The following is a 21,525-nucleotide window of genomic DNA, read 5'->3' as shown; positions in this document are numbered from 1 at the left end:
CCTCAGCCCAGCTGTTCGGTCGAGGAGCCTTCCTGCCCCTCGTCCAGCAGGCGGTGGATATGGGCGATGAAATAGCGCATGTGGGCATTGTCCACGGTGCGCTGCGCCTCGGCCTTCCACGCGTCATAGGCCGACTGGTAGTCGGGAAAGAAGCCGACCACGTGCAGGTCGTCTGGGTTGCGGAACTCGGTGCTGCCGGGATCGACCAGTTCGCCGCCGAAAACGAGGTGAAGCCGTTTCATCGCAGGGTCCTTTTCAGCCTGGGCAGGGACGTTGCCGCGCACCCTATTGATTGCCGGCACGGGGTCAAGGCAGAGCCCGTGCCCGCAGGGCCCGGCCAGGGCGGGCTGCCCTCAGATCAGGCGGTCGAGCAGCGCGGCATGCAGGTCGGGATTGGCCGCCAGCACGCCATCGGCCTGCGGATGGGCCGCGTTGAAGGACAGCCGCCCGCCGCGTCGGTCGGTGACACGGGCGCCGGCCTCGGAGAGCAGCAGGCTGCCGGCGGCGATGTCCCATTCCCAGGTCGGGCGGAAGGTGAACATGGCATCGAAGCGCCCCTCGGCCACAAGGCTCAGCCGGTAGGCCAGCGAGGGGCGATAGCTGCGCGTGACCGGCGGCACGCCGCCCGGCCAGTGATGCGCCTCCATGCTGGGCCGGGTCGCCAGCACGTCGGCCCGGGCGGGTGCGTCCACGCGGCCCACCGAAATGGGCTTTCCGTTCAGCCGCGCCCCGCCGCCGCGCGCCGCGGCATAGAGCTTGTCCATCACCGGCAGGTGGACCACGGCGGCGATCACCGCGCCGTCCTCGACCACGGCCAGCGCATGGGCCCAGGCGCGCTGCCCCTCGATGAAGGCGCGGGTGCCGTCGATCGGGTCCACGACGAAGGTGCGCCGCGCGGTGTGGCGCCCGGGATCGGCCTCGCTCTCCTCGCTCAGCCAGCCGTAATCGGGCCGGGCGTCGCGCAGCATGTCATGCAGCACGGCGTTCACCGCGAGGTCGGCCGCCGTGACGGGCGTGTCGTCGGCGGGCTTGTTGCGCACGTCCAGCGGCCCGCCCACATAGGCAAGCGCGGTCTCGGCCGCCTTCCGTGCCGCGTCGATCAGAAGCGCGAGGTCATTCGCCGGCAAGGGTCAGGCCCTCGACCAGCAGCGAGGGCACCACGCGCGACAGCCAGGGCCGCGCATCATTGGCCGGCACGAGGCTGCGCAGCATCTGCTTGAGGTTGCCCGCGATGGTCACGCCCGAGACGGGGTAGGCGACCGTGCCGTTATCGACCCAGAGCCCGGCGGCGCCGCGCGAATAGTCGCCCGTGTTGGGGTTGATGGTCGAGCCGATCATCGAGGTCACGACCAGCCCGGTGCCCATCTGCGCGATCAGATCGTCGCGGCTGGCCGTGCCCTGCGTCAGTTCCAGGTTCCAGGCCGTGGGCGAGACGCCGCCCGTCACGCTGCGCGACGCGTTGGCCGTCGAGCCCATGCCCAGCTTGCGCGCATTGGCGAGGTCCAGCGTCCAGCCGGTCAGCACACCCTTGTCGATCACGGCGCGCCGCGCGGTGGGCAGGCCCTCGGCATCGAAGGGGCGCGAGGCGGTGGTGCGGGGGCGGTGCGGATCCTCGATCAGGCTCAGCCCCTCGGGCAGCACCTGCGTGCCAAGCGCGTCGCGCAGGAAGGAGGCGCCGCGCGCCACCTGCGCGCCGTTGATCGCCATCATCAGGTGCCCCACCAGCGAGGCGGCGATGCGTTCGTCGAAGAGCACCGGGTAGGCGCCGGTCTTGGGCCGGCGCGGGTTCATCCGCTCCAACGCGCGGGTCGCGGCCCGGTCGCCGATCTCGGTCGCGTCGCGCAGGTCGGACTGGAAGACGCGGCTGTCGCCGTCATAATCGCGCTCCATCTCCAGCCCCGTGCCGGCAATCGCCACGCAGGACAGGCTGCGCGCGGTGCGGCGATAGCCGCCCGAAAAGCCGTTGGTGGCGGCCAGCGCCACGTCCTGCGCGCTGTAGCCGGCACTGGCGGATTGCACCTGCGTGATCCCGTCATGCGCCTGCGCGGCAGCCTCGGCGCGGCGGGCATCCTCCTCGAGCGCGGCGGGGGCGGGTTCCGCCGCGGGGTCGGCCAGTTCCAGCCCCGCTTCGTCATGGCCGCTGCCGATCTGCGAAGGCTCGGCAAGGCCCACATAGGGGTCTTCCGGCGCCTCGCGTGCCATGGCGACGGCACGCGAGGCCATCTCGCGCATGGTCTCGGGCCGGGTGTCCGAGGCCGAGACCACCGCGCTGCGCCGGCCAAGGAAGACCCGCAGGCCGATATCGGTGGCCTCGGCCCGCTCGGCCTGTTCCAGCGCGCCCTGCCGCACGTCGATCGAGATCGAGGTGCCGCGGATGGCGATGGCGTCGGCGGCATCGGCGCCGGCCGCTTTCGCGGCCTCGGTCAGGGCAAGCGTCAGGTCCTGTGGGGTCTCGGTCATGGGCACCTCGGGTTGGTTGGCCAAGGAGGTAGGCCGGCCCGCGCCCGGGTGCAAGCCCGCCCGGTGCGGCGCTACTCGGCCGGCGCGGTCACTGCAAGGATCGGGCCCATGCGGCGGCCAAGATCGGCGCGCCCGCCGGCCCGGTCGAACAGGCGCGAGACATTGCCGTCGAGAAACAGCGCGTCGGGCAGGCCCAGCCCGTCGCGGAACAGCCGCCCGAACTCGTGGAAGGTGACCGGGTTCTCGGAGATCGCGAAGACCACGCGCTGCCCGTCCGCCGAGGTGCCGACCCCGTTGCGGATGTAGCGCGAGCTGCTGTCGGGCAGGAAGCGCGGATGCAGCTCCCCGCCGATCACCAGCATCGGCCCCGATTGCGTGGCATGCCGGCAGTCGGGACGGTCGGCAAGGTAGTCGCGCGTCTCGATCACCCGGGCGCGGTTCGCCTCGATGCAGAAGATGCCGTTGGGCAGCAGGCCGAAATTGCCCGGCCCGGGGCCGGGGATCACGCGCATCTCTTCCTGCCCGTCCTCGATGTAATGGCCCACGGGCGCGCGATCCTCGTGGTACATGCCGCCATTCATGGCAAAGAGCAGCCGCTCGCCCTGCGCCGCCAGCGCGGCCTCCAGCGGGGCGAAGTGACCATAGGGCGTGCCCTCGGCATCGGTGCGGAACAGGCGCAGCGTCTCGCGCGTGGCATCGGCCTCGCACAGAGTATAGCGGTTGCCGTCATGGCTGGCCTGCCGGCATTCCACCGCGCCGGCCGTGCCCGCGCCGGCCAGCCCGGCCAGCAGTACCAGAGTGCCGAGGAGCCTGCGTCGCATCATGCCGGCCTAGCTGTCCACGTCCTTGCGCACCGTCTCGTCCGAGAAGAGGCGGCGGGTGTCGTCGAGCCGGTCGAAGGTCTCGTCGAGGCGGAAGCGCAGCTCGGGCGCGAATTTCAGCGTCAGCCCCTTGGAGACGGCGCGGCGCAGCTCGCTGCGGTTGCGCTCCAGCAGGGCGAACATGTCGTCCTCGTGCTTGCCGCCCAGCGGCACGACATAGGCGGTGGCGACCTTGAGGTCGGGCGACACGCGCACCTCGCCCACCGTGATGGACAGCCGGTTCAGGTCGGGGTCGTGGATGTCGCCCCGGTTCAGGACGTCGGACAGGGTCCGGCGGATGAGCTCGCCGACGCGCAGCTGGCGCTGGCTGGGACCGGAAGTCTCGTGGAATCTGTTGCGTGCCATGGGGCAGACTTAAGCGGTCGCCGGCGCTTTGCCAAGCGGCCCGGGGCGGGTTATGGGGGGCGGCGCGAGACAGCAGGAGACAGGGTGATGACGGAAAAGCCGGGCGTGGTGGTGACGGGGGTGTCAGGCCGGATGGGCCGGATGCTGGTGCGCGAGATCCTCGACAGTGACCGGCTGCGGCTGGCCGGCGCGCTGGAGCGGGAGGGCCATGACTGGCTGGGCCGCGACCTGGGCGAGGCGATGGGCGGCGCGGCGCTGGGCGTGGTGGTGCAGGACGACCCGCTGGATGCCTTTGCCCGGGCGCAGGCGGTGGTGGATTTCACTACGCCCGCGGCCACGGTGGGCTTTGCCGATCTCGCCGCGCAGGCCCGCGCGGTGCACGTGATCGGCACGACCGGCCTGTCCGATGCGGATCTGCACCGCATCCACGTGGCTGCCCGCCATGCCGTGGTGGTGCGCGCCGGCAACATGAGCCTCGGTGTGAACCTGCTGACGCAGGTGACGCGGCGCGTGGCGGCGGCTCTGGATGCCGATTGGGACATCGAGATCGTCGAGGCGCATCACAACCGCAAGGTCGACGCGCCCTCTGGCACCGCGCTGATGCTGGGCGAGGCCGCGGCGGCCGGGCGCGGCGTGGCGCTGGAGAAGGTGTCGGATCGCGGGCGCGACGGCCTGACCGGGGCGCGGGAGCGCGGCCAGATCGGTTTCCACGCGATTCGCGGCGGGGACATCGTGGGCGAGCACGAGGTGATCTTCGCCGCGGCCGGCGAGCGCATCACGCTGAAACACGTGGCCTCGGACCGGGCGCTGTTCGCGCGCGGCGCGTTGCGCGCGGCGCTCTGGGGGCAGGACAAGGCGCCGGGCGAATATGACATGCTGGACGTGCTGGGCCTAGGCGATTGAGCGCGCCCGCGCCCCGCTCGGAGCGGCGCCCACCCGCCCACCCGCTTGCTCCGACCGGAGCGCGGGCGCGCGGGCAGGACCGGGCGGCCGTCCTTCAGAAATCGATGGCGATGCCCTTCTTCTCCCAATCGCCGTAGCGCACGGGTTCGGGGCCGTCGCGCCCGCCCAGCTCGGTCGGCAGGGGCCTTGCCTCGGCTTCGGCCCTGGCGCGCCGCTCGGCCGCTTCGGCGAGAGCGCGGCGCGCGGCGGGGGGCAGGTCGTCGCGTGTCTCGGGTCTGTCGTCGGGCATGGGTCTGTCGTCGGGCATGGTCGCTTTCCTCGTCTGTCCCCTCTTGATATACGCCGCCCGTCCGCCGGAACAAGCCACCGGCCCAGCATCCCGGAGTGCCCATGCCCGTCTCTCCCAGCCCCGCCCGGCAGGCCGCCGTCGACCTTCTGACCCAGGTGCTGGGCGAGGGGCGGCCGCTGTCGGACATGGCCGGCCGCGCGCTGGCCCCGGCCGATCGCGCCGCGGCGCTGCGGCTGGCCACCGAGACGCTGCGCGGGCTGGAACGCGCCGACCGGTTGCTCAAGCCGCATCTGCGCAAGCGCCCGGCGCTGCGGGTGATGAACATCCTGCGGCTGGGCACGGTCGAGCTCTGTTCGGGCGGGGCCGCGCATGGCGTGGTCAGCGATTGCGTCGAGATCGCCGCCGCGGGAAAGCGCAGCGCCGGCGCCAAGGGCATGATCAACGCGGTGCTGCGCAAGATCGCGGCCGACGGGCCCGCCGCCTGGGCGAAGCTGCGCGTGCCGCGCCTGCCGCGCTGGCTGCGCGACCCGCTGGTCGCTGCCTGGGGGGCACCGGGCGTGGCGGCGATGGAGGCCGTGCAGTTTCGCGCCCCGCCGTTGGACCTGACGGCAAAGGGCGATGCCGCGGCACTGGCCGAGGCGCTGGGCGGCACGCTGCTGCCCACCGGCTCGGTCCGGCTGCAGGAGGCCGGGCAGGTCAGCGCGCTGCCGGGTTATGTGGACGGCACCTGGTGGGTGCAGGATGCCGCCGCCGCACTGCCGGCGAAACTCCTGGGCGACGTCGCCGGCAAATCGGTGCTCGACATGTGCGCCGCCCCCGGCGGCAAGACGCTGCAACTGGCCGCCGCGGGGGCCGATGTGACGGCGCTGGACCTGTCTGCCACGCGGCTTGAACGCATCCGCGAGAACCTCGGGCGGACCGGGCTGCAGGCCCGGCTGGTGGCGGGTGACGCGCTGGTGCATGAGGGCCGCTACGACGCGATCCTGCTGGACGCGCCCTGTTCGGCCACCGGCACGCTGCGCCGCCACCCGGACCTGCCCCATGCCCACCAGGGCGAGCGGATCTCGGGGCTGATCGAGCTGCAGGGCGCGCTGCTGGATCATGCGCTGGGGCTGTTGAAGCCCGGCGGGCGGCTGGTCTTTGCCACCTGCTCGTTGCTGCCCGACGAGGGAGAGTGCCACATTGAGGCGCTGGACGACCGGCCGGGCGTTACCGTGCTGCGCCCCGAGGCGCCGGGGCTCGAGGAGGGCTGGCGCTCGGAGGAGGGCGGGCTGCGCCTGCGGCCCGATTTCTGGGCAGATGCCGGCGGGATGGACGGGTTCTACATGGCGGTGCTGCAGGCCGGGTAAAGCAAGGTGACTTCGCCGTGGCGGCGCGGTATGCTGGCGCCCAAGTTTGCCGGGTACAGGCGACAAGAGGCTGAGCAGAATGGCCAAGGGGCAAAACTGGCACGCCGCACGGGCGCGGCTGTTCAACCGTGTGCATGCGCGGCTGGCGGCGCGGGCGCGCCCGGCCGACGGTTTCGTCTCGCAGCCCGAGCCCCGCACCATCGGCTTCTTTGCCCGCGGCCGCCAGATGATGGCCGGCAACCTGATGTTCGCCGGTCACCTGATCGAGGCGCCCAATGCCATGCTCTGGGATCTCGACGCGCCCGACGCGGCCTTTGTCGAGGAGATCCACGGCTTCTCCTGGCTGGATGACCTGGCCGCGGTGGGCGACCTGCGCGCGCGGCAGCTGGCGCAGCAATGGCTGTGGGGCTGGATCGAACGCTATGGCCGTGGGCGCGGTCCGGGCTGGACGCCCGAGCTGGCCGGGCGGCGGGTGATCCGCTGGGTGCATCACGCGCTCTTCCTGCTGCGCGGCCGCTCGGCCGAGGACAGCGCCGCCTTCTTCGCCGCGCTGGCTGCGCAGAGCCAGTTCCTCTATCGGCGGGGCAGCGCCGCTTCGCCGGGCCTGCCGCGCTTCGAGGCGCTGACCGGGCTGCTCTATGCCGGCATCTCGCTGGAAGGGATGGAGCGCATGATCGAGCCCGCGCGCAGCGCGCTGGGTGCCGAATGCGCCCGCCAGATCGACGCGCAGGGCGGGCTGCCCACCCGCAACCCCGAGGAGTTGCTCGAGGTCTTCACCCTGCTGACATGGGCGCAGCTGGCGCTGGACGAGGTCGACCGCGTGCCGGACCCGGCGCATCTGGAGGCGATCGGGCGCATCGCGCCGACGCTGCGCACGCTGCGCCATGCCGATGGCGGGCTGGCGCGGTTCCATGGCGGCGGGCGCGGGCTGGAAGGGCGGCTGGACCTGGCCCTTGCGGCCTCGGGCAACAAGAAGCGGCAGGCCGACGGGCTGGCCATGGGCTTTGCCCGGCTCTCGGCCGCGCGCAGCTCGGTCATCGTGGACGCGGCGCCGCCGCCGGCGGGGCGCGCCTCGGCCCATGCCCATGCCTCGACGCTGGCCTTCGAGCTGACCTCGGGGCGGCGGCCGCTGGTGGTCAATTGCGGCTCGGGCGGCGGGTTCGGCGAGGATTGGCGCCGCGCCGGGCGGGCCACGCCGTCGCATTCCACGCTTTGCCTGCAGGGCTATTCAAGCGCCCGGCTGGGCGCGGCGCGCTGGATCGGCACCTCGCGGCGCGAGCTGCTGGAGGACGCGCCGCGCCACGTGCCCATCCAGATGACCCATCTGAGCCAGAGCCTGCGCTTCGAGGGCGGCCATGACGGCTATGTCACCGTGCAGGGCCTGACCCATGCGCGCAGCCTCGAACTGAGCCTCGACGGGCGCGAACTAAAGGGCGAGGATTACCTCGTGGCGCTGGATGCCGCCGGCAAGAAACGCTTCGACAAGGCGATGGACACGGTCAAGCTGGCCGGGCTGCCCTTCCAGATCCGCTTTCACATCCACCCCGAGGTGGATGTGGAGCTGGACATGGGCGGGCAGGCGGTGTCGATGGCGCAGCGTTCGGGCGAGATCTGGGTATTCCGCTTCGACGGCGCGGTCGAGCTGGAGATCGAGCCTTCGGTCTACCTTGAAAAGGGGCGTTTGCGGCCCCGTGCGACCAAGCAGGTCGTTTTAACCGGCCGCGCAATGCAGTATGCGACCCGGGTCCGCTGGTCGCTGGCCAAGGCGCAGGAAACCGCGCTTGCCATCCGCGATCTGGCCCGCGACGAGGCGGACCTGACCGTTTGACCATCTGGGGACCCCTCGCATGACCGATCTCGCGCCTCTTCGCCGCGCCCTCCTTTCCGTGTCCGACAAGACCGGCCTGACCGACCTGGCCCAAGCGCTGGCCGCGCGCGGGGTCGAGATCCTGTCCACCGGCGGCTCGGCCCGCACGCTGCGCGAGGCGGGCATCGCGGTGCGCGACGTGGCCGATCTGACCGGCTTCCCCGAGATGATGGACGGCCGGGTCAAGACGCTGCACCCCAAGGTGCATGGCGGGCTGCTGGCGCTGCGCGACGATGCGGGCCACGTGGCGGCGATGGAAGAGCACGGGATCGCGCCGATCGACCTGCTGGTGGTCAATCTCTACCCGTTCGAGGACACGGTCGCGAAGGGCGCCGATTACGAGACCTGCATCGAGAATATCGACATCGGCGGCCCGGCGATGATCCGCGCCGCGGCCAAGAACCACGGCCACGTGACCACGCTGGTCGATGTCGAGGATTACGGCGCATTGCTGGCCGAGCTGGAGGCCAATGACGGGCAGACCACGCTGGCCTTCCGCCGCCGCATGGCACAGATCGCCTATGCCCGGACCGGCGCCTATGACGCGGCGGTCAGCAGCTGGATGGCCGAGGCCATTGGCGAGGCCACGCCGCGTCGCCGCGTCTTTGCCGGCACGCTGGCGCAGGGGCTGCGCTACGGTGAGAACCCGCATCAGGGGGCGGCCTTCTATGTCGACGGCTCGGACCGGCCCGGCGTGGCGCAGGCCGAGCAGCTGCAGGGCAAGGCGCTGAGCTACAACAACATCAACGACACCGATGCCGCCTTTGAGCTGGTCTCGGAATTCGATCCCGGGGTCGAGGCCGCCTGCGCGATCATCAAGCATGCCAACCCTTGCGGCGTGGGCACCGGCATCTCGCTGCTTTCGGCCTATCGCAAGGCGTTCGACTGCGACCGGACCTCGGCCTTTGGCGGCATCGTGGCGCTGAACCGGCCGCTGGACGGGGCCACGGCCGAGGCGATTGCCGAGATCTTCACCGAGGTGGTGATCGCGCCCGGCGCCGACGCGGACGCGCGCACGATCTTTGCGAGGAAGAAGAACCTGCGCCTTCTGGTGACGCCGGCGCTGGCCGCGACGGACGCGCCGGGGCTGGCCTGGCGGCAGGTCTCGGGCGGGCTGCTGGTGCAGGACCGCGACAACGGCGTGCGCGGGCCCGACGACCTGAAGGTGGTCACGAAGAAGGCGCCCGATGCCGACCAGATGGCCGACCTGCTCTTTGCGTGGAAGGTCGCCAAGCACGTCAAGTCCAACGCCATCGTCTATGTGCGCGACCGCGCCACGGTGGGCGTGGGCGCCGGGCAGATGAGCCGTGTGGACAGCGCGCTGATCGCCGCGAAGAAGGCCGAGCGCATGGCCGAGGATCTGGGCCTGCCCGAGCCGCTGACCCGCGGCTCGGCCGTGGCCTCGGACGCGTTCTTTCCCTTCCCCGATGGGCTGCTGGAGGCCGCGGCGGCCGGCGCCTCCTGCGTGATCCAGCCCGGCGGCTCGATGCGCGATGACGAGGTGATCGCCGCCGCCGACGAAGCGGGGCTGGCCATGGTCTTCACCGGGATGCGCCATTTCCGCCACTGAGCGGGCACCTGGATGCGCGGGTTCTTGCCGAGCCCGCGCACCGTGCCGGCCGCGCCTGCGCCGCGCAACCGGCTGGCATCGCTGGACTATCCGACTTGCCGCCCCGCCGTGGGCAGCCGGGCGGGGCGGCCGGGACGCGCCCTGCCGGTCCGAGGCGCGTTTTCATCCGGCGCGCGCGCCGCTACACACGCCCTCCGACATCACCATCAGGGCAGTGACACACGCCATGGCAGAAAGCCGATACAGGAAGGACATGCGGTTGGTCTGGATCTGGGCCGCCGTGATCTTCGTTCTGGACCAGGTCTCGAAGATCTGGGTCGTGCACGTGCTCGACCTTGCAACACGCCTGAATATCGACGTTTTCCCGCCCTACCTGAATTTCCGGATGGCGTGGAACTACGGCATCAATTTCGGCCTGCTGGCCGGCGAGGCGGCGGCGACGCGCTGGATCCTGATCTCGGTCGCGGTGGGAATCGTGCTCTTCGTGCTGGTCTGGATGCGGCGCGACCCGCCGGGACGGCCGGGGCTGATCTCGGCCGGGCTGCTGATCGGCGGGGCGCTGGGCAATGTGGTCGACCGGCTGGTCTATGGCGCGGTGGCCGATTTCCTGAACATGTCCTGCTGCGGCATCAACAACCCCTTCGCCTTTAACGTCGCCGACATCGCGATCTTTGCCGGCGCGCTGGGGCTGGTTCTGTTCCCGGGCGGGAAAAAGGGCTCGTGACGCCGCCGGGGAGATGGGTTAAGGCTGAACGCGAACGGCAATCGGAGGGTGCGATGCGGGGTGCGCATCTTGTGGCAATTCTTGGACTTGCAGGGCTGGCGGCCTGCAGTGGCGCGCCGCGTGACATCACGCTGCACGACCTGCGGACCAATAGCGGCGAGCCCGAGGAATTCTCGATCGTGCCGAACAAGCCGTTGCTTGAGCCCGACAGCTACAACGCGCTGCCGGCGCCCACGCCGGGGGCCGCGAACCGTGCCGATCCTACGCCCAAGGCCGATGCCGTGGCGCTGCTGGGAGGCAATCCCGCGGCGCTGACGCCGGGCGCGGGCGTGCCCTCGGGCGACGTGGCGCTGGTGCAATCGGCCAGCCGCTATGGCCGCGATCCCGGCATCCGGGCGCAGCTGGCCGAGGAAGATCTGGCCTTCCGCAAGCGCCGCTCGCGCTTCACCTGGTCGATCGTGCCCGAGGACGAGTATTACAAGGCCTATCGCCGCCAGTCGCTCGACCCCTATCTCTGGCTGCAGCGCTATCGCCGCGCGGGCGCCCGTACCCCGGCCGCACCTCCACCGGGCGAGTGATCTCTCACAAAGCCGTCACGGTCGCTTGAAACCCGCAGCACAGGTCGTACCTTTCCGATAACCAGTCAGGGAAGGAGACATGATGCTGCGATTGGGCGTGCTGCTGGGCCTCGCGATGAGCGTGGCCGTGCCGGTCCGGGCCGAGACGCCGGATCCGGTGACGACGTTCTCGCTCGACAACGGGATGGAGGTGGTGGTGATCGAGGATCATCGCGCCCCGGCCGTGGTCCACATGGTCTGGTACAAGGCCGGGGCCGCGGACGAGCAGCCCGGTGCCTCGGGCGTGGCGCATTTCCTCGAACATCTGTTGTTCAAGGGCACCGACACGTTGGAGCCGGGCGAGTTCAGCGCCACCGTGGCGGCCAATGGCGGCACGGACAACGCCTTTACCAGTTATGACCAGACCGCCTATTTCCAGCGGGTGGCCGCCGACCGGCTTGGCCTGATGATGCAGATGGAGGCCGACCGGATGCTCAACATCCGCCTGGGGCCCGACGACATCCTGACCGAGCGGGACGTGATCATCGAAGAGCGCAACCAGCGGGTCGAGAACGATCCCGCCGCGTTGTTCCGCGAACAGACCCGCGCGGCGCTCTACCTCAACCATCCCTACGGCACGCCGGTGATCGGCTGGAAACACGAGATGGAGGCGCTCGATCTCGACGACGCGCTGTCCTTCTACCGCACCCATTACGCGCCCAACAACGCCGTGCTTGTCGTGGCCGGCGATGTCACCCCTGAAGAAGTTCGCCGCCTGGCCGAGGAGCACTATGCCCCGCTGCCGCCGAACCCGGCGCTGGGCGAACGCGTGCGCCCGCAAGAGCCGGTGCAGATGGCCGAGCGGCGGCTGAGCTTCCGCGACCCACGCGTGGCGCAGCCTTACGTGATCCGCTCCTACCTTGCGCCCGAACGCGATTCCGGCGCCCAGGAAAAGGCCGCAGCGCTGACCCTGCTGGCCGAGGTGCTGGGCGGGGGGCAGACCTCGGTCATGACGCAGAAGCTGCAATTCGAGACGCAGAAGGCGGTCTACACCAGCGCCTTCTACAGCGGCGTGTCGCTGGACGACACGTCTTTCGGCCTGGTAATCGTGCCGGCGCCGGGCGTGACGCTGGAAGAGGCCGAGGCGGCGATGGACGCCACCCTGGCCGAGTTCCTCGAGACCGGCGTCGATCCCGAGCAGCTGGAGCGGATCAAGTTCCAGATCCGCGCCCAGCAGATCTATGGCCGCGACGATGCAGGGTCGCTGGCCCGCCGCTATGGCCGCGCGTTGACCGAGGGGCTGACCGTCGAGGATGTGCAGGCCTGGCCCGAAATCCTCGACGCGGTGACCGGCGAGGACATCATCGCCGCCGCGCGCGAGGTCTTCGACCGCGACCGGTCGGTCACCGGCTACCTGATGAACACCGAGACCGCGGAGGTGACCCAATGATGATGCGCCTGATCCTGAGCTGCGCGCTGGCCCTGACCGCGCTGACCGCGCAGGCCGAGATCGACATCCAGGAGGTCGAAAGCCCGGGCGGGTTCAAGGCCTGGCTGGTGGAGGAACCCTCGATCCCCTTCGTGGCGCTGGAGCTGCGCTTCAAGGGCGGCGGCTCGCTCGACCTGCCGGGCAAGCGCGGCGCGACCAACCTGATGGTCGGCCTGCTCGAGGAAGGCGCTGGCGAGATGTCGGCGCGGGACTTCGCGGCGGCGCGGGAATCGATCGCGGCGCGGATCGGCTATGACCTCGGCGACGATTCGGTGCGCATCTCGGCCACCTTCCTGACCGAGACGCAGGACGAAGCGGTCGAGCTGCTGCGCGCCTCGCTGGTCGAGCCGCGCTTCGATGCCGACGCGATCGAGCGCGTGCGGCGCCAGGTGCTGTCCTCGGTCCGCTCGGACGCGACGGACCCGAACGAGATCGTCAGCGCCGCCTTCGACCGCATGGTGTTCGGTGACCACCCCTATGGATCGTCGCTGGACGGCACGCTGGAAAGCGTGGCGGCCCTCTCGCGCGAGGACCTGGTGACGGCGCATCGCAACGCGATCGCGCAGGACCGCGTCTACGTGGCGGCGGCCGGCGACATCTCGGCCGAGGAACTGGGCGCGCTGATGGACCGTCTCTTGAGTGACCTGCCCGAGACCGGAGCGTCCATGCCCGAGCGTGTCGAGGTCGAGACCGAGGCCGGCGTGACCGTGGTCCCTTTCGAGACCCCGCAATCCGTGGCGATCTTCGGCCATGAGGGCCTGCCGCGCGACCATCCCGACTTCTTCACCGCTTACGTGCTGAACGAGATGCTCGGCGCCGGCGGCTTCGAATCGCGGCTGATGGACGAGGTGCGCGAGAAGCGCGGGCTCACCTACGGGGTCTATTCCTACCTCGTGCCCAAGGATCACGCCGAGCTCTACCTCGGCCGCGTCGCCTCGGCCAATGACCGCATCGCCGAGGCGATCGAGGTGATCCGTGCCGAATGGCGGAAGATGGCGGAAGAGGGGGCGACGCAGGAGGAGCTGGAGGCCGCCAAGACCTACCTGACCGGCGCCTACCCGCTGCGCTTCGACGGCAACCGCCCCATTGCCCGCATCCTCGTGGGCATGCAAATGGACGATCTCAGCCCCGACTACGTGACCACGCGCAATGCGCAGATCGAGGCGGTGACGCTGGAGGATGTGAAGCGAGTCGCGGGCGAGCTTCTCAAGCCCGACGCGTTGCATTTCGTGGTGGTGGGACAGCCCGAGGGGCTCGAGTCGACTTTGGGCCAGTAGGAAACGCTGTGGGCCGGGCGGGCAAATTCCATGCATGGAATTTGCAAATTTCTTTCCAAGAAATTTCTCCGCCCGGGCCCGGTGCTCAGTTCAGCAGCCCGGCGTGGCGCAACCCGTCATCGATCCGGGCACGGACCGGCTCGGTGACCGGCACCAGAGGCAGCCGCACCTCGTCATCGCAGAGCCCCAGCCGCGACATGGCGTATTTCGCGCCGCAGAGGCCCGGCTCCGCAAAGATCGCCTGGTGCAGCGGCATCAGCCGGTCCTGCAGCGCCAGCGCCTTGGCGTAATCCCCTTCGAGGCAGGCCTCCTGCATCTCCGCGCAAAGTGCAGGAGCCGCATTGGCGGTGACTGAGATGCAGCCCACGCCGCCTTGTGCGTTGAAGCCATGCGCCGTCGGATCCTCGCCCGAGAGCTGGATGAAATCCGCCCCGCAGGTGATCCGCTGCCGGCACACCCGGGTCAGGTCGGCGGTGGCATCCTTGACCCCGATGATGCGCGGCAGCTTGGCCAGCTCGCCCATGGTCTCGGGCGACATGTCCACGACCGACCGGCCGGGGATGTTGTAGATGATGATCGGGATCTCGGCGCTGTCATGCACCGCCTTGAAATGCGCGATCATGCCGTCCTGCGTGGGCTTGTTGTAATAGGGCGTCACGACCAGCGCGCCATCCGCGCCGACCTCGGCCGCGTGGCGGGTGAAGCGGATCGCCTCGTCGGTATTGTTCGAGCCGGTGCCCGCGATCACGGGCAGCCGTCCGGCCGCCGCCGTCACTACGCATTCGATGATCTCTTCATGCTCGCGATGCGTCAGGGTCGGGCTCTCGCCCGTGGTGCCCACCGGGACCAGCCCGTGGCTGCCCTGCTCGACATGCCAGTCGACCAGCCGTTTGAGCGTGTCGTAATCCACCGCGCCGTCCTTGAACGGCGTGACCAGGGCTGGCATCGATCCCTTGAACATGACACGCTCCTTCTTGCAGATCCGAGAGTCTTCGACCGGCAAGGCCCGATGTCGGACGCTCGGGAAAATGAGTTGAAGCCCGGTGCATCCGCGATATCCTCGCCAGATGTGTCTATTCCTTTTCGCGAAGAGAATTGCAAGCTGATGTACCGTGTCCTCGCCGCCCTTCTCGTCGTTGCCACCGCGCTGGGCGCACAGGCACAGGAGGCCGGGCAGGATCTTGCCAAGGCGATGCAGTCCATGCGGCAGGGCAACTGGGCAGCCGCGCGAATCGAGGCGCGCGGCGACGGGCAGGCGGCGCTGGACGTGATCCTGTGGCACTACCTGCGCGCCGGCCGCGGCGACGCGGTCGAGGTGCAGGATTTCCTCGCCCGCAATCCCGACTGGCCGGGCCTGCCCTATCTGCGCGAGAAGAGCGAGGCGGCCATGTCCGAGGCCGAGCCCGAAGAGATCATCGCTTATTTCTCCGATCACCTGCCGCAGACCGGCACCGGCGCGCTGGCGCTGGCGCGGGCGCATATGGCGGTGGGCAACGAGGGTGCGGCGCAGGCGGATGTGGTGCTGGCCTGGCGCACGCTGGCGCTGACCGGGGACGAGCGGCGCGCCTTCCTGTCGCGATGGGGCGAGGTGCTGGAACCGCATCACGAGGCGCGTCTGGACATGGCGCTCTGGCGCGGCTGGAGCCAGAACGCCACCGGCATGCTGCCCTTCGTCGACGAGGGTTGGCGGCGCCTCGCCGAGGCGCGGCTGGCGCTGCGGCGCTCGGCCGGCGGGGTGGACGGGCTGATCGACCGCGTGCCCGAAGAACTGGCCGATCACCCGGGCCTTGCGCATGAGCGCTTTCTCTGGCGCGTGCGCAAGCGTCGCGATGCGAGCGCTATCGAGATGCTTCTGGAACGCTCGACCAGTGCCGAGGCGCTGGGCGAACCCTGGGCCTGGGCGCGCGAGCGCCGCGACCTCGCGCGCGAGCGGATGCGCGCCGGCGCCATGGCCGAGGCCTATCGCATCGCCTCGACCCATTACCTGGTCGAGGGGCGCGACTTTGCCGATCTCGAATGGCTGTCGGGCTATATCGCGCTGCGCTTCCTCGACCGTCCCGAACTCGCCGTCGCACATTTCGAGAGCTTCCGCGACGCGGTCTGGACGCCGATCTCGGTCGGCCGGGCGGGCTATTGGCTGGGCCGCGCGCAGGAGGCGCTGGGCAATGCCGAGGCCGCGCAGGAAGCCTATGCCATGGGCGCCGCCTTCCAGACCTCGTTCTACGGGCTGCTCGCCGCCGAGGCCGGCGGCATCGCCTTCGACACGGCGCTGGCCGGCACGCAGGAGTTTCCCGACTGGCGCGAGGCGGATTTCACCGAAAGCAGCGTCTTCAAGGCGGGCATCCTGCTGCTCGCTGCGGGCGAGACCAACCTGGGCGAGCGGTTCCTGACCCACCTGGCCGAGAGCCAGGACGAGACCGCGCTGGGTCAGATGGGGGTGATGCTGGACGAGATGAAGCGCCCGCATATCCAGGTCATGCTGGGCAAGCGCGCGGCCCAGGACGGGGTCGAGCTGCCCGGGCCCTATTACGCGCTGCACCCCGAGATCATGCGCACCGCCTTCCCGGTGCCCAAGGAGCTGGTGCTGGCCATCGCGCGGCGCGAATCCGAGTTCGACCCGCGGGTGATCTCGGGCGCCGGGGCGCGGGGCTTCATGCAGCTGATGCCGGGCACGGCCCGGGACGTCTCGCGCAGCCTCGGGATCGCCTACGATCCGACCAAGCTGCTCAACGATCCGTCCTACAATGCGCGCCTGGGCTCGACCTACCTGGCCGGGCTGGCGCGGCGCTTCGACGGCAACGTGGTGATGATGGCGGCGGGCTACAATGCGGGTCCGGGACGGCCGCTGCGCTGGATGCGTGAGCGTGGCGACCCGCGGACCGGCGCGGTCGACGTGATCGACTGGATCGAGTTCATCCCCTTCGACGAGACGCGCAACTACGTCATGCGCGTGGCCGAGAGCCTGCCGGTTTACCGCGCCCGGATCGGCAAGGACCCGCATCCCGTGCCGTTCAGCCAGGAGCTCGTCGGCAGTACCTTGCGCGAGACGCCCGTTCCGGGGGAATAGCCCGCGCCCTGCCACACGGTGGGGAGGGTGTGCTCCCATCCCGGCCGCGGCAGCAGTTGCACGCTTCGGCATGAGTATTTGCGGGAAAGATGAAAGAGCAGGGGGCTTTCACCTTTCAGAAATACTCGAAACTGGCGACCGGGGTAGGCCGGGCGGGCGGGTCATGTGGCGCGCTGACGGGCGCGCCAGAGCGTGAAGAGCCCCGCGGCGACGATCAGGGCCGTGCCGGCGGCCACGTTGGGGCGCAGGGTTTCGTTGAAGACGATGATGCCCATCAGGCTGGCGAAGACCAGTTGCAGGTAGGCGAAGGGCTGCACGGCGCTGGCCTCGGCCACCTCGTAGGTGCGGATCAGCGTCCAGTGGCCCGCCGCGCCGGTCAGGCAGAGCAGCCCCATCCAGCCCCAGTCCGGCGCGCTCATCGGCTGCCAGAACCACATCCCGATGCCGGTGGCGACCACCACCCCGACCGTTCCGGTGTAGAAGAAGGAGGTGGCCGCGCTGTCGGTGCGGGCCACGTAGCGGGTGAGTAGCCCGTAGAGCGCGAAGAAGAGCGCCGCGAGCAGGGGGATGGCGGCGTAGGGCGAGAAGACCCCGCCCGAGGGTTGCAGGATGATGATCACGCCGGTGAAGCCCACGCCGATCGCGACCCAGCGGCGCCAGCCGACGCGCTCGCCCAGGACCGGGCCGGACAGCGCGGCGATGAGCAGCGGGTAGGCGGCGAAGACCGCGTGGCTCTCGACGAGGCCGAGGAAGACGAAGCCGAGCACCATCACGTTGATCTCGACCACCAGCAGCGCGCCGCGGAAGGCCTGTAGCCAGGGCATGGCGCTCTGCGCGGCGGCGCGCAGCCCGCCGGCTTGCCGGGCGGCCAGGCTGAGGACGAAGGCGGCGAAAAACCAGTAGCGGATCATCACCACCATCATCGTGTTGTACTCGCCTGCGAGATGGCGCGAGAGCCCGTCCTGCACGGCGAAGATGAGGGTCGTGGCCACCATCAGCCAGATCCCGAGGGTCGTGTTCTGTTCGGTCATGACTGTTCCGCGCGGCCGGGCATGGCCCTGTTCGGCCCCAATTTGCCCGCCGGTTCAAGTCGATTCCGTCAGCCGGGGGCCTGTCGGCATGCGGGCCACGGTCATGTGGCGCTTGCGGCCGAACCCCGCGATGCGGATGACCTCGAACCCCGCCGCGGCCAGCGCGCGGCGCACGTGCCCGGCCGCGGTGTAAGTGGCGGCGGTGCCGCCCGGCGCGGTATGCCCGGCAACTTCCTGCAGCAGCCGCGCGTCCCAGAGCTCGGGGTTGCGGGCGGGCGAGAAGCCGTCGAGGAACCAGGCATCGGCCCGTCCCGGCCAGCGTGGCAGCGTGTCGCGGGCATCGCCCTCGACCATCTCGAAGCGCAAGGTCGGGGTTTCGAAGGCGCGTGCCCCGGCGCGCCAATGCGGTGCGAGCTTGGCGGCAAGCGGGGCGAGTTCGGGGAAGGCGGCCTGCGCCTGGTCCATGTCCCCGGCGGCCAGCGGATAGGCTTCGAAGGTCGTGTAGCGCAGCTGGCCGCGCTGCCCGCTGCGCTGCCAGAGATCGAGCGTGGCCAGCAGGTTCAGCCCGGTGCCGAAGCCCAGCTCGGCGATGTGAACCCCGTCGCGGAAGCGCGCGGGCAGGTCATTGCCCGACAGGAAGACATGGCGCGTCTCGGCCAGCCCGTTCTGCAGCGAGAAATAGGGATCGTCGAAGCGGGTCGAGACGGGGGTTCCGTCACGCCATGTCAGGGGCGGGCTCTGGTCGGCCATGGCAGATGTCCTTAAGCTCTGCCGCGTTCGTGCAGGCAGGAGGGCGCAATGGCAAGGGTGGACGTGACGGTGCGCGGGGCGGGGATCTTCGGCCTGTCCATCGCCTGGGCCTGTGCACGGCGCGGCGCGCGCGTGCAGGTCGTGGACCCGGCCGGGCCCGGGGCGGGTTCCTCGGGCGGCATCGTGGGGGCGCTTGCGCCGCATGTGCCGGAGAATTGGAACGAGAAGAAGGCCTTCCAGCTGGACAGCCTGTTGAGGGCCGAGGGGTTCTGGGCCGAGGTGGCAGAGGCGGGCGGCGGTGCGCCGGGCTATGCGCGCAGCGGGCGGCTGCAGCCGCTGGCCGATGCGGCGGCGGTCGAACTGGCCCGGGAGCGGGGCCGCAAGGCCGAGACGCTCTGGCAGGGCCGGGCCGCGTGGCAGGTGATCGAGGCGGCGGAGGCGGGGGGCTTTGCGCCGCTCTCGCCCTCGGGCTGGCTGGTGCGCGACACGCTGAGCGCGCGGCTGCACCCGCGCCGGGCCTGCGCCGCGCTGGTGGCGGCGCTGCGCGCCCGCGGGGTCGATATCATGTCCGAGGCGCCCGATGCGGGCGCGGTGGTCTGGGCCACGGGCTGGCAGGGGCTGCTGGAGCTGTCACAGGCCGCGGGGCGGAAGGTGGGCGACGGGGTCAAGGGGCAGGCCGTGCTGATGGGGTTCGAGGCGCGCGAGGCGCCGCAGCTGTTCGTGGAGGGGCTGCACCTCGTGCCCCATGCGGACGGCACGCTGGCCGTGGGCTCGACCTCGGAGCGGGAATTCGAGGATCCCGCGGCGGTGGACGGGCAATGCGACGCGCTGATCGCGCGGGCCCGCGCGGCACTGCCGGCGCTGGAGGGGGCGGAGATCCTGCAGCGCTGGGCCGGCGTGCGCCCGCGGGCGCGCAGCCGTGCGCCGCTGCTGGGGGTCTGGCCGGGGCGGGCCGGGCACCTCGTGGCCAATGGCGGATTCAAGATCGGCTTCGGCATGGCGCCGAAAGTGGCCGAGGTCATGGCCGATCTGGTGCTGGAGGGAGAGGCGTCGGGCATCCCGGAGGGATTCGGGACCGAAGCGCTGATGGGCTGACGGGTGGGCCGGCCTGTCGGCCGGACGCTCGTGCTGCGCACATCGCCCCACCCGCCATCCCGCGGGGTACCCGGCATGGAGAGGGCGCGAGAATGGGGTCGGCGGTGGGGTGCTTGCATGTCCGGGTGGTGGCCCGGTGATCTTTCCTGCGGAAAGACACCCTTGCCCACCAGGCGCGCGAGACGAGGCTCGCGTGACAGTGGGTGCGCCTGGCATGTCCCGGTGTGGGCCGGTGATCTTTCCTGCGGAAAGACACCCCTGCCCACCAGGCGCGTTCGCTGGGACGAACGCGCCTTAATCGAACTTGCGGGAGGGGGCGAGGACCTTGGCCTCGCCGATCAGGACCTTCTTGCCGTCCACCGCGCAGTGGCAGTCCAGCGTGACGCGGCGCTTGGCGATGTCGATGTCAATCACCTTGACCTCGGCATAGACCATGTCGCCGGGGCGCACGGGGCCGAGGAATTTCAGCGTCTGGCCCAGGTAGACCGTGCCATGGCCGGGCAGTTGTTCACCGATCACCGCCGAGATCAGCCCTGCGGTCAGCATGCCATGGGCGATCCGCCCCTCGAAGATCGTGTCCTGCGCGTAATCATCGTCGAGATGCACCGGGTTCCGGTCGGTCGAGATCTGGGCGAACATCTCGATATCCTGGTCGGTCACCTGTTTGCGCAGGTGGCGGGACATGCCCATCTCGATATCTTCGATGCAGATCGTGCCGCGTGGCAGGTTGTCCAGCATGTCCGTCTCCAAGGCGCCCCGTGGGTAATAAATGGACGACGTGTCGCCCTGTTGCGAAATTAAATTACTTTGCGCGCGCAGAAAATCAAGTCCTGTTTTGTCGCAGCCCGGGCTGCGGGCGTCTCACGCGCGGAATGCCGCGCGGGACAGGCAAAACCCCGCGACGCCCGGTCGGGGCATCGCGGGGCGGACAGAAAGGCCGGTCAGGCTGGTCTCAGCGCAAGAAGCCGATGCTGTAGCGCGGGGCGATCTGTTCCTCGGCCAGGTAGGCCTCGAGCGCCTTGGCCTCGGGCTGACGCTCGGTGCGCGTCTCCTTCGCGGCGAGCCCGCCGGTGATGAAGAGCGAATCGATATCCTCGCCCATGGCGCCGAGGATATCGGTCTGCGGCCCGTCGCCGATGGCGAGGATGGCGCTGTCGGGCACGTCGCTGCGATGCCGGGCCAGCCGGCGCCGCGCGAGGTCGTAGATCGGCGGGTGCGGCTTGCCGAAATAGAGGCTCTCGCCGCCCATCTGCGTATACAGCTGGCCGAGCGCGCCGGCGCACCACTCGCGCCGTTCGCCGCGGTCGACCACGATGTCGGGATTGGCGCAGAGCAGCTTGAGCCCCTTCTGCTTGGCATAGAGGAATTGCGGCCGGTAGAGTTCGGGATCGGCATGCGGATCCTCGGGCCCGCAGCAGATGATGCCCTCGGCCTCTTCCAGCGGGACGCGCGTGATCTCGACCGGGTCCTCGATCAGCTGCAGCGGGTCGAAGAAGGAGGTGTCGTGGTCCTGGCCGATGAACCAGACCTTTGCGCCCACCGCGCCGCGGAACATGGCCGCGCGGCCGCTGTCACCCGAGGTGGCGATGTCGTCATAGGCCTCCTCGGGGATGCCGAACCCGGCGATCTGGCGGGCCACGTCATGGCGCGAGCGGGGGGCGTTGGTCACGAGGATCACGGCGCCGCCCGTGGCGCGATAGGCCTGCAGCGCGGCCACGGCCTCCGGGAAAGCGCGCACGCCGTTATGCAGGCAGCCCCAGAGATCGACGAAGAGCGCGTCGTAGCCTTGGGAAATCTCGGAGAGGGACTCGATGATCTGGGACATGGGACAGGGTCTTTCGCGGGGACAGGGGGGACGATGCCTTGGGCGT

General features: G+C 70.2%; 21 protein-coding genes. 10 read left to right on the top strand and 11 right to left on the bottom strand.

What is annotated here, in order from left to right; translation table 11 throughout:
• Nucleotides 1–2: 2 nt before the first annotated feature.
• From AVJ23_RS03280 to rbfA, 5 genes are all read right to left on the bottom strand, one after another.
• A complete protein-coding gene (locus tag AVJ23_RS03280; RefSeq protein WP_058860691.1) occupies nt 3–242 on the bottom strand; it encodes a DUF4170 domain-containing protein in 240 nt (79 codons plus the stop codon).
• Between the two features lie 111 nt (nt 243–353).
• A complete protein-coding gene (locus AVJ23_RS03275; protein WP_058860690.1) occupies nt 354–1,127 on the bottom strand; it encodes an inositol monophosphatase family protein in 774 nt (257 codons plus the stop codon).
• A complete protein-coding gene (locus tag AVJ23_RS03270) occupies nt 1,114–2,460 on the bottom strand; it encodes a TldD/PmbA family protein (RefSeq protein ID WP_058860817.1) in 1,347 nt (448 codons plus the stop codon). The genes AVJ23_RS03275 and AVJ23_RS03270 overlap by 14 nt, the downstream gene beginning before the upstream one ends.
• A 71-nt stretch (nt 2,461–2,531) precedes the next feature.
• Complete coding sequence (locus AVJ23_RS03265) at nt 2,532–3,281, bottom strand: phosphodiester glycosidase family protein (protein WP_058860816.1); 750 nt, start codon at nt 3,279–3,281, stop codon at nt 2,532–2,534.
• Nucleotides 3,282–3,290: 9 nt separating this feature from the next.
• Nucleotides 3,291–3,686, bottom strand: coding sequence for a 30S ribosome-binding factor RbfA (gene rbfA, locus AVJ23_RS03260; RefSeq protein WP_058860689.1), 396 nt, complete (start codon nt 3,684–3,686; stop codon nt 3,291–3,293).
• Between the two features lie 87 nt (nt 3,687–3,773).
• Here rbfA and dapB point away from each other — a divergent pair, with 87 nt between their 5' ends.
• A complete protein-coding gene (gene dapB, locus AVJ23_RS03255; RefSeq protein ID WP_058860688.1) occupies nt 3,774–4,589 on the top strand; it encodes a 4-hydroxy-tetrahydrodipicolinate reductase in 816 nt (271 codons plus the stop codon).
• Nucleotides 4,590–4,683: 94 nt separating this feature from the next.
• Here the strand turns inward: dapB and AVJ23_RS03250 are convergent, their stop codons facing one another.
• Nucleotides 4,684–4,878, bottom strand: a complete 195-nt coding sequence (locus tag AVJ23_RS03250) for a DUF1674 domain-containing protein (protein WP_058860815.1) — start codon at nt 4,876–4,878, stop codon at nt 4,684–4,686.
• Between the two features lie 101 nt (nt 4,879–4,979).
• On the opposite strand from AVJ23_RS03250, the gene AVJ23_RS03245 reads away from it, so the two are divergent.
• From AVJ23_RS03245 to AVJ23_RS03215, 7 genes are all read left to right on the top strand, one after another.
• The gene (locus AVJ23_RS03245; protein WP_058860687.1) at nt 4,980–6,227 is read left to right on the top strand and encodes an RsmB/NOP family class I SAM-dependent RNA methyltransferase; all 1,248 of its coding nucleotides are present in this window, start codon (nt 4,980–4,982) and stop codon (nt 6,225–6,227) included.
• 79 nt (nt 6,228–6,306) lie between these two features.
• Complete coding sequence (locus AVJ23_RS03240; protein WP_058860686.1) at nt 6,307–8,055, top strand: heparinase II/III family protein; 1,749 nt, start codon at nt 6,307–6,309, stop codon at nt 8,053–8,055.
• A 19-nt stretch (nt 8,056–8,074) separates the two neighbouring features.
• Entirely contained in the window at nt 8,075–9,664 is a 1,590-nt protein-coding gene (gene purH / locus AVJ23_RS03235) for a bifunctional phosphoribosylaminoimidazolecarboxamide formyltransferase/IMP cyclohydrolase (RefSeq protein WP_058860685.1), read from the top strand.
• A gap of 253 nt (nt 9,665–9,917) precedes the next feature.
• The gene (lspA, locus tag AVJ23_RS03230) at nt 9,918–10,388 is read left to right on the top strand and encodes a signal peptidase II (protein WP_058860684.1); all 471 of its coding nucleotides are present in this window, start codon (nt 9,918–9,920) and stop codon (nt 10,386–10,388) included.
• Between the two features lie 71 nt (nt 10,389–10,459).
• On the top strand, nt 10,460–10,966 hold the full coding sequence (locus AVJ23_RS03225) for a DUF3035 domain-containing protein (RefSeq protein WP_367576922.1): 507 nt from the start codon (nt 10,460–10,462) through the stop codon (nt 10,964–10,966).
• 82 nt (nt 10,967–11,048) lie between these two features.
• Entirely contained in the window at nt 11,049–12,395 is a 1,347-nt protein-coding gene (locus tag AVJ23_RS03220; RefSeq protein WP_058860814.1) for a M16 family metallopeptidase, read from the top strand.
• Entirely contained in the window at nt 12,395–13,711 is a 1,317-nt protein-coding gene (locus tag AVJ23_RS03215) for a M16 family metallopeptidase (protein WP_058860813.1), read from the top strand. Before AVJ23_RS03220 ends, AVJ23_RS03215 begins: the two co-directional genes overlap by 1 nt.
• Before the next feature lie 85 nt (nt 13,712–13,796).
• Here the strand turns inward: AVJ23_RS03215 and dapA are convergent, their stop codons facing one another.
• Nucleotides 13,797–14,672 (bottom strand): 4-hydroxy-tetrahydrodipicolinate synthase, encoded by an 876-nt coding sequence (gene dapA, locus AVJ23_RS03210; RefSeq protein ID WP_058860682.1) that lies wholly within the window; start codon nt 14,670–14,672, stop codon nt 13,797–13,799.
• A 144-nt stretch (nt 14,673–14,816) separates the two neighbouring features.
• Between dapA and AVJ23_RS03205 the strand changes: the two genes are divergently transcribed.
• Entirely contained in the window at nt 14,817–16,778 is a 1,962-nt protein-coding gene (locus AVJ23_RS03205) for a lytic transglycosylase domain-containing protein (RefSeq protein WP_058860681.1), read from the top strand.
• 161 nt (nt 16,779–16,939) lie between these two features.
• Here AVJ23_RS03205 and AVJ23_RS03200 read toward each other — a convergent pair whose 3' ends face one another.
• Both AVJ23_RS03200 and mnmC2 read right to left on the bottom strand, forming a co-directional pair.
• Nucleotides 16,940–17,809, bottom strand: a complete 870-nt coding sequence (locus AVJ23_RS03200; RefSeq protein WP_058860680.1) for a DMT family transporter — start codon at nt 17,807–17,809, stop codon at nt 16,940–16,942.
• Nucleotides 17,810–17,863: 54 nt separating this feature from the next.
• Nucleotides 17,864–18,559 (bottom strand): tRNA (5-methylaminomethyl-2-thiouridine)(34)-methyltransferase MnmC2, encoded by a 696-nt coding sequence (gene mnmC2, locus AVJ23_RS03195; RefSeq protein ID WP_058860679.1) that lies wholly within the window; start codon nt 18,557–18,559, stop codon nt 17,864–17,866.
• Between the two features lie 48 nt (nt 18,560–18,607).
• Here mnmC2 and AVJ23_RS03190 point away from each other — a divergent pair, with 48 nt between their 5' ends.
• On the top strand, nt 18,608–19,654 hold the full coding sequence (locus AVJ23_RS03190; RefSeq protein WP_058860678.1) for an NAD(P)/FAD-dependent oxidoreductase: 1,047 nt from the start codon (nt 18,608–18,610) through the stop codon (nt 19,652–19,654).
• 294 nt (nt 19,655–19,948) lie between these two features.
• Here AVJ23_RS03190 and AVJ23_RS03185 read toward each other — a convergent pair whose 3' ends face one another.
• Together AVJ23_RS03185 and AVJ23_RS03180 are read right to left on the bottom strand one after the other, a co-directional pair.
• Nucleotides 19,949–20,392, bottom strand: a complete 444-nt coding sequence (locus tag AVJ23_RS03185) for a MaoC family dehydratase (protein ID WP_058860812.1) — start codon at nt 20,390–20,392, stop codon at nt 19,949–19,951.
• 214 nt (nt 20,393–20,606) lie between these two features.
• On the bottom strand, nt 20,607–21,479 hold the full coding sequence (locus AVJ23_RS03180; RefSeq protein ID WP_058860677.1) for a TIGR01459 family HAD-type hydrolase: 873 nt from the start codon (nt 21,477–21,479) through the stop codon (nt 20,607–20,609).
• Between the last annotated feature and the right edge of the window lie 46 nt (nt 21,480–21,525).

The sequence above is a fragment of the Pseudoponticoccus marisrubri genome (assembly GCF_001482405.1).
GTDB classification, from domain to species: Bacteria; Pseudomonadota; Alphaproteobacteria; order Rhodobacterales; family Rhodobacteraceae; genus Pseudoponticoccus; species Pseudoponticoccus marisrubri.
Note: the sequence above shows the minus strand (reverse complement) of the source record. Positions and strands in the feature narration are given on the sequence as shown.

Excerpts from the sequence above, each read along its gene's own strand:
- lspA (WP_058860684.1), top strand. The coding sequence starts at position 9,918 with ATGCGGTTGGTCTGGATCTGGGCCGCCGTGATCTTCGTTCTGGACCAG.
- dapB (WP_058860688.1), top strand. The coding sequence starts at position 3,774 with ATGACGGAAAAGCCGGGCGTGGTGGTGACGGGGGTGTCAGGCCGGATG.
- AVJ23_RS03180 (WP_058860677.1), bottom strand. The coding sequence starts at position 21,479 with ATGTCCCAGATCATCGAGTCCCTCTCCGAGATTTCCCAAGGCTACGAC.
- AVJ23_RS03280 (WP_058860691.1), bottom strand. The coding sequence starts at position 242 with ATGAAACGGCTTCACCTCGTTTTCGGCGGCGAACTGGTCGATCCCGGC.
- AVJ23_RS03270 (WP_058860817.1), bottom strand. The coding sequence starts at position 2,460 with ATGACCGAGACCCCACAGGACCTGACGCTTGCCCTGACCGAGGCCGCG.
- purH (WP_058860685.1), top strand. The coding sequence starts at position 8,075 with ATGACCGATCTCGCGCCTCTTCGCCGCGCCCTCCTTTCCGTGTCCGAC.
- dapA (WP_058860682.1), bottom strand. The coding sequence starts at position 14,672 with ATGTTCAAGGGATCGATGCCAGCCCTGGTCACGCCGTTCAAGGACGGC.
- rbfA (WP_058860689.1), bottom strand. The coding sequence starts at position 3,686 with ATGGCACGCAACAGATTCCACGAGACTTCCGGTCCCAGCCAGCGCCAG.
- AVJ23_RS03200 (WP_058860680.1), bottom strand. The coding sequence starts at position 17,809 with ATGACCGAACAGAACACGACCCTCGGGATCTGGCTGATGGTGGCCACG.
- AVJ23_RS03215 (WP_058860813.1), top strand. The coding sequence starts at position 12,395 with ATGATGCGCCTGATCCTGAGCTGCGCGCTGGCCCTGACCGCGCTGACC.
- AVJ23_RS03220 (WP_058860814.1), top strand. The coding sequence starts at position 11,049 with ATGCTGCGATTGGGCGTGCTGCTGGGCCTCGCGATGAGCGTGGCCGTG.
- AVJ23_RS03190 (WP_058860678.1), top strand. The coding sequence starts at position 18,608 with ATGGCAAGGGTGGACGTGACGGTGCGCGGGGCGGGGATCTTCGGCCTG.
- AVJ23_RS03240 (WP_058860686.1), top strand. The coding sequence starts at position 6,307 with ATGGCCAAGGGGCAAAACTGGCACGCCGCACGGGCGCGGCTGTTCAAC.
- mnmC2 (WP_058860679.1), bottom strand. The coding sequence starts at position 18,559 with ATGGCCGACCAGAGCCCGCCCCTGACATGGCGTGACGGAACCCCCGTC.
- AVJ23_RS03205 (WP_058860681.1), top strand. The coding sequence starts at position 14,817 with ATGTACCGTGTCCTCGCCGCCCTTCTCGTCGTTGCCACCGCGCTGGGC.
- AVJ23_RS03250 (WP_058860815.1), bottom strand. The coding sequence starts at position 4,878 with ATGCCCGACGACAGACCCGAGACACGCGACGACCTGCCCCCCGCCGCG.
- AVJ23_RS03245 (WP_058860687.1), top strand. The coding sequence starts at position 4,980 with ATGCCCGTCTCTCCCAGCCCCGCCCGGCAGGCCGCCGTCGACCTTCTG.
- AVJ23_RS03185 (WP_058860812.1), bottom strand. The coding sequence starts at position 20,392 with ATGCTGGACAACCTGCCACGCGGCACGATCTGCATCGAAGATATCGAG.
- AVJ23_RS03265 (WP_058860816.1), bottom strand. The coding sequence starts at position 3,281 with ATGCGACGCAGGCTCCTCGGCACTCTGGTACTGCTGGCCGGGCTGGCC.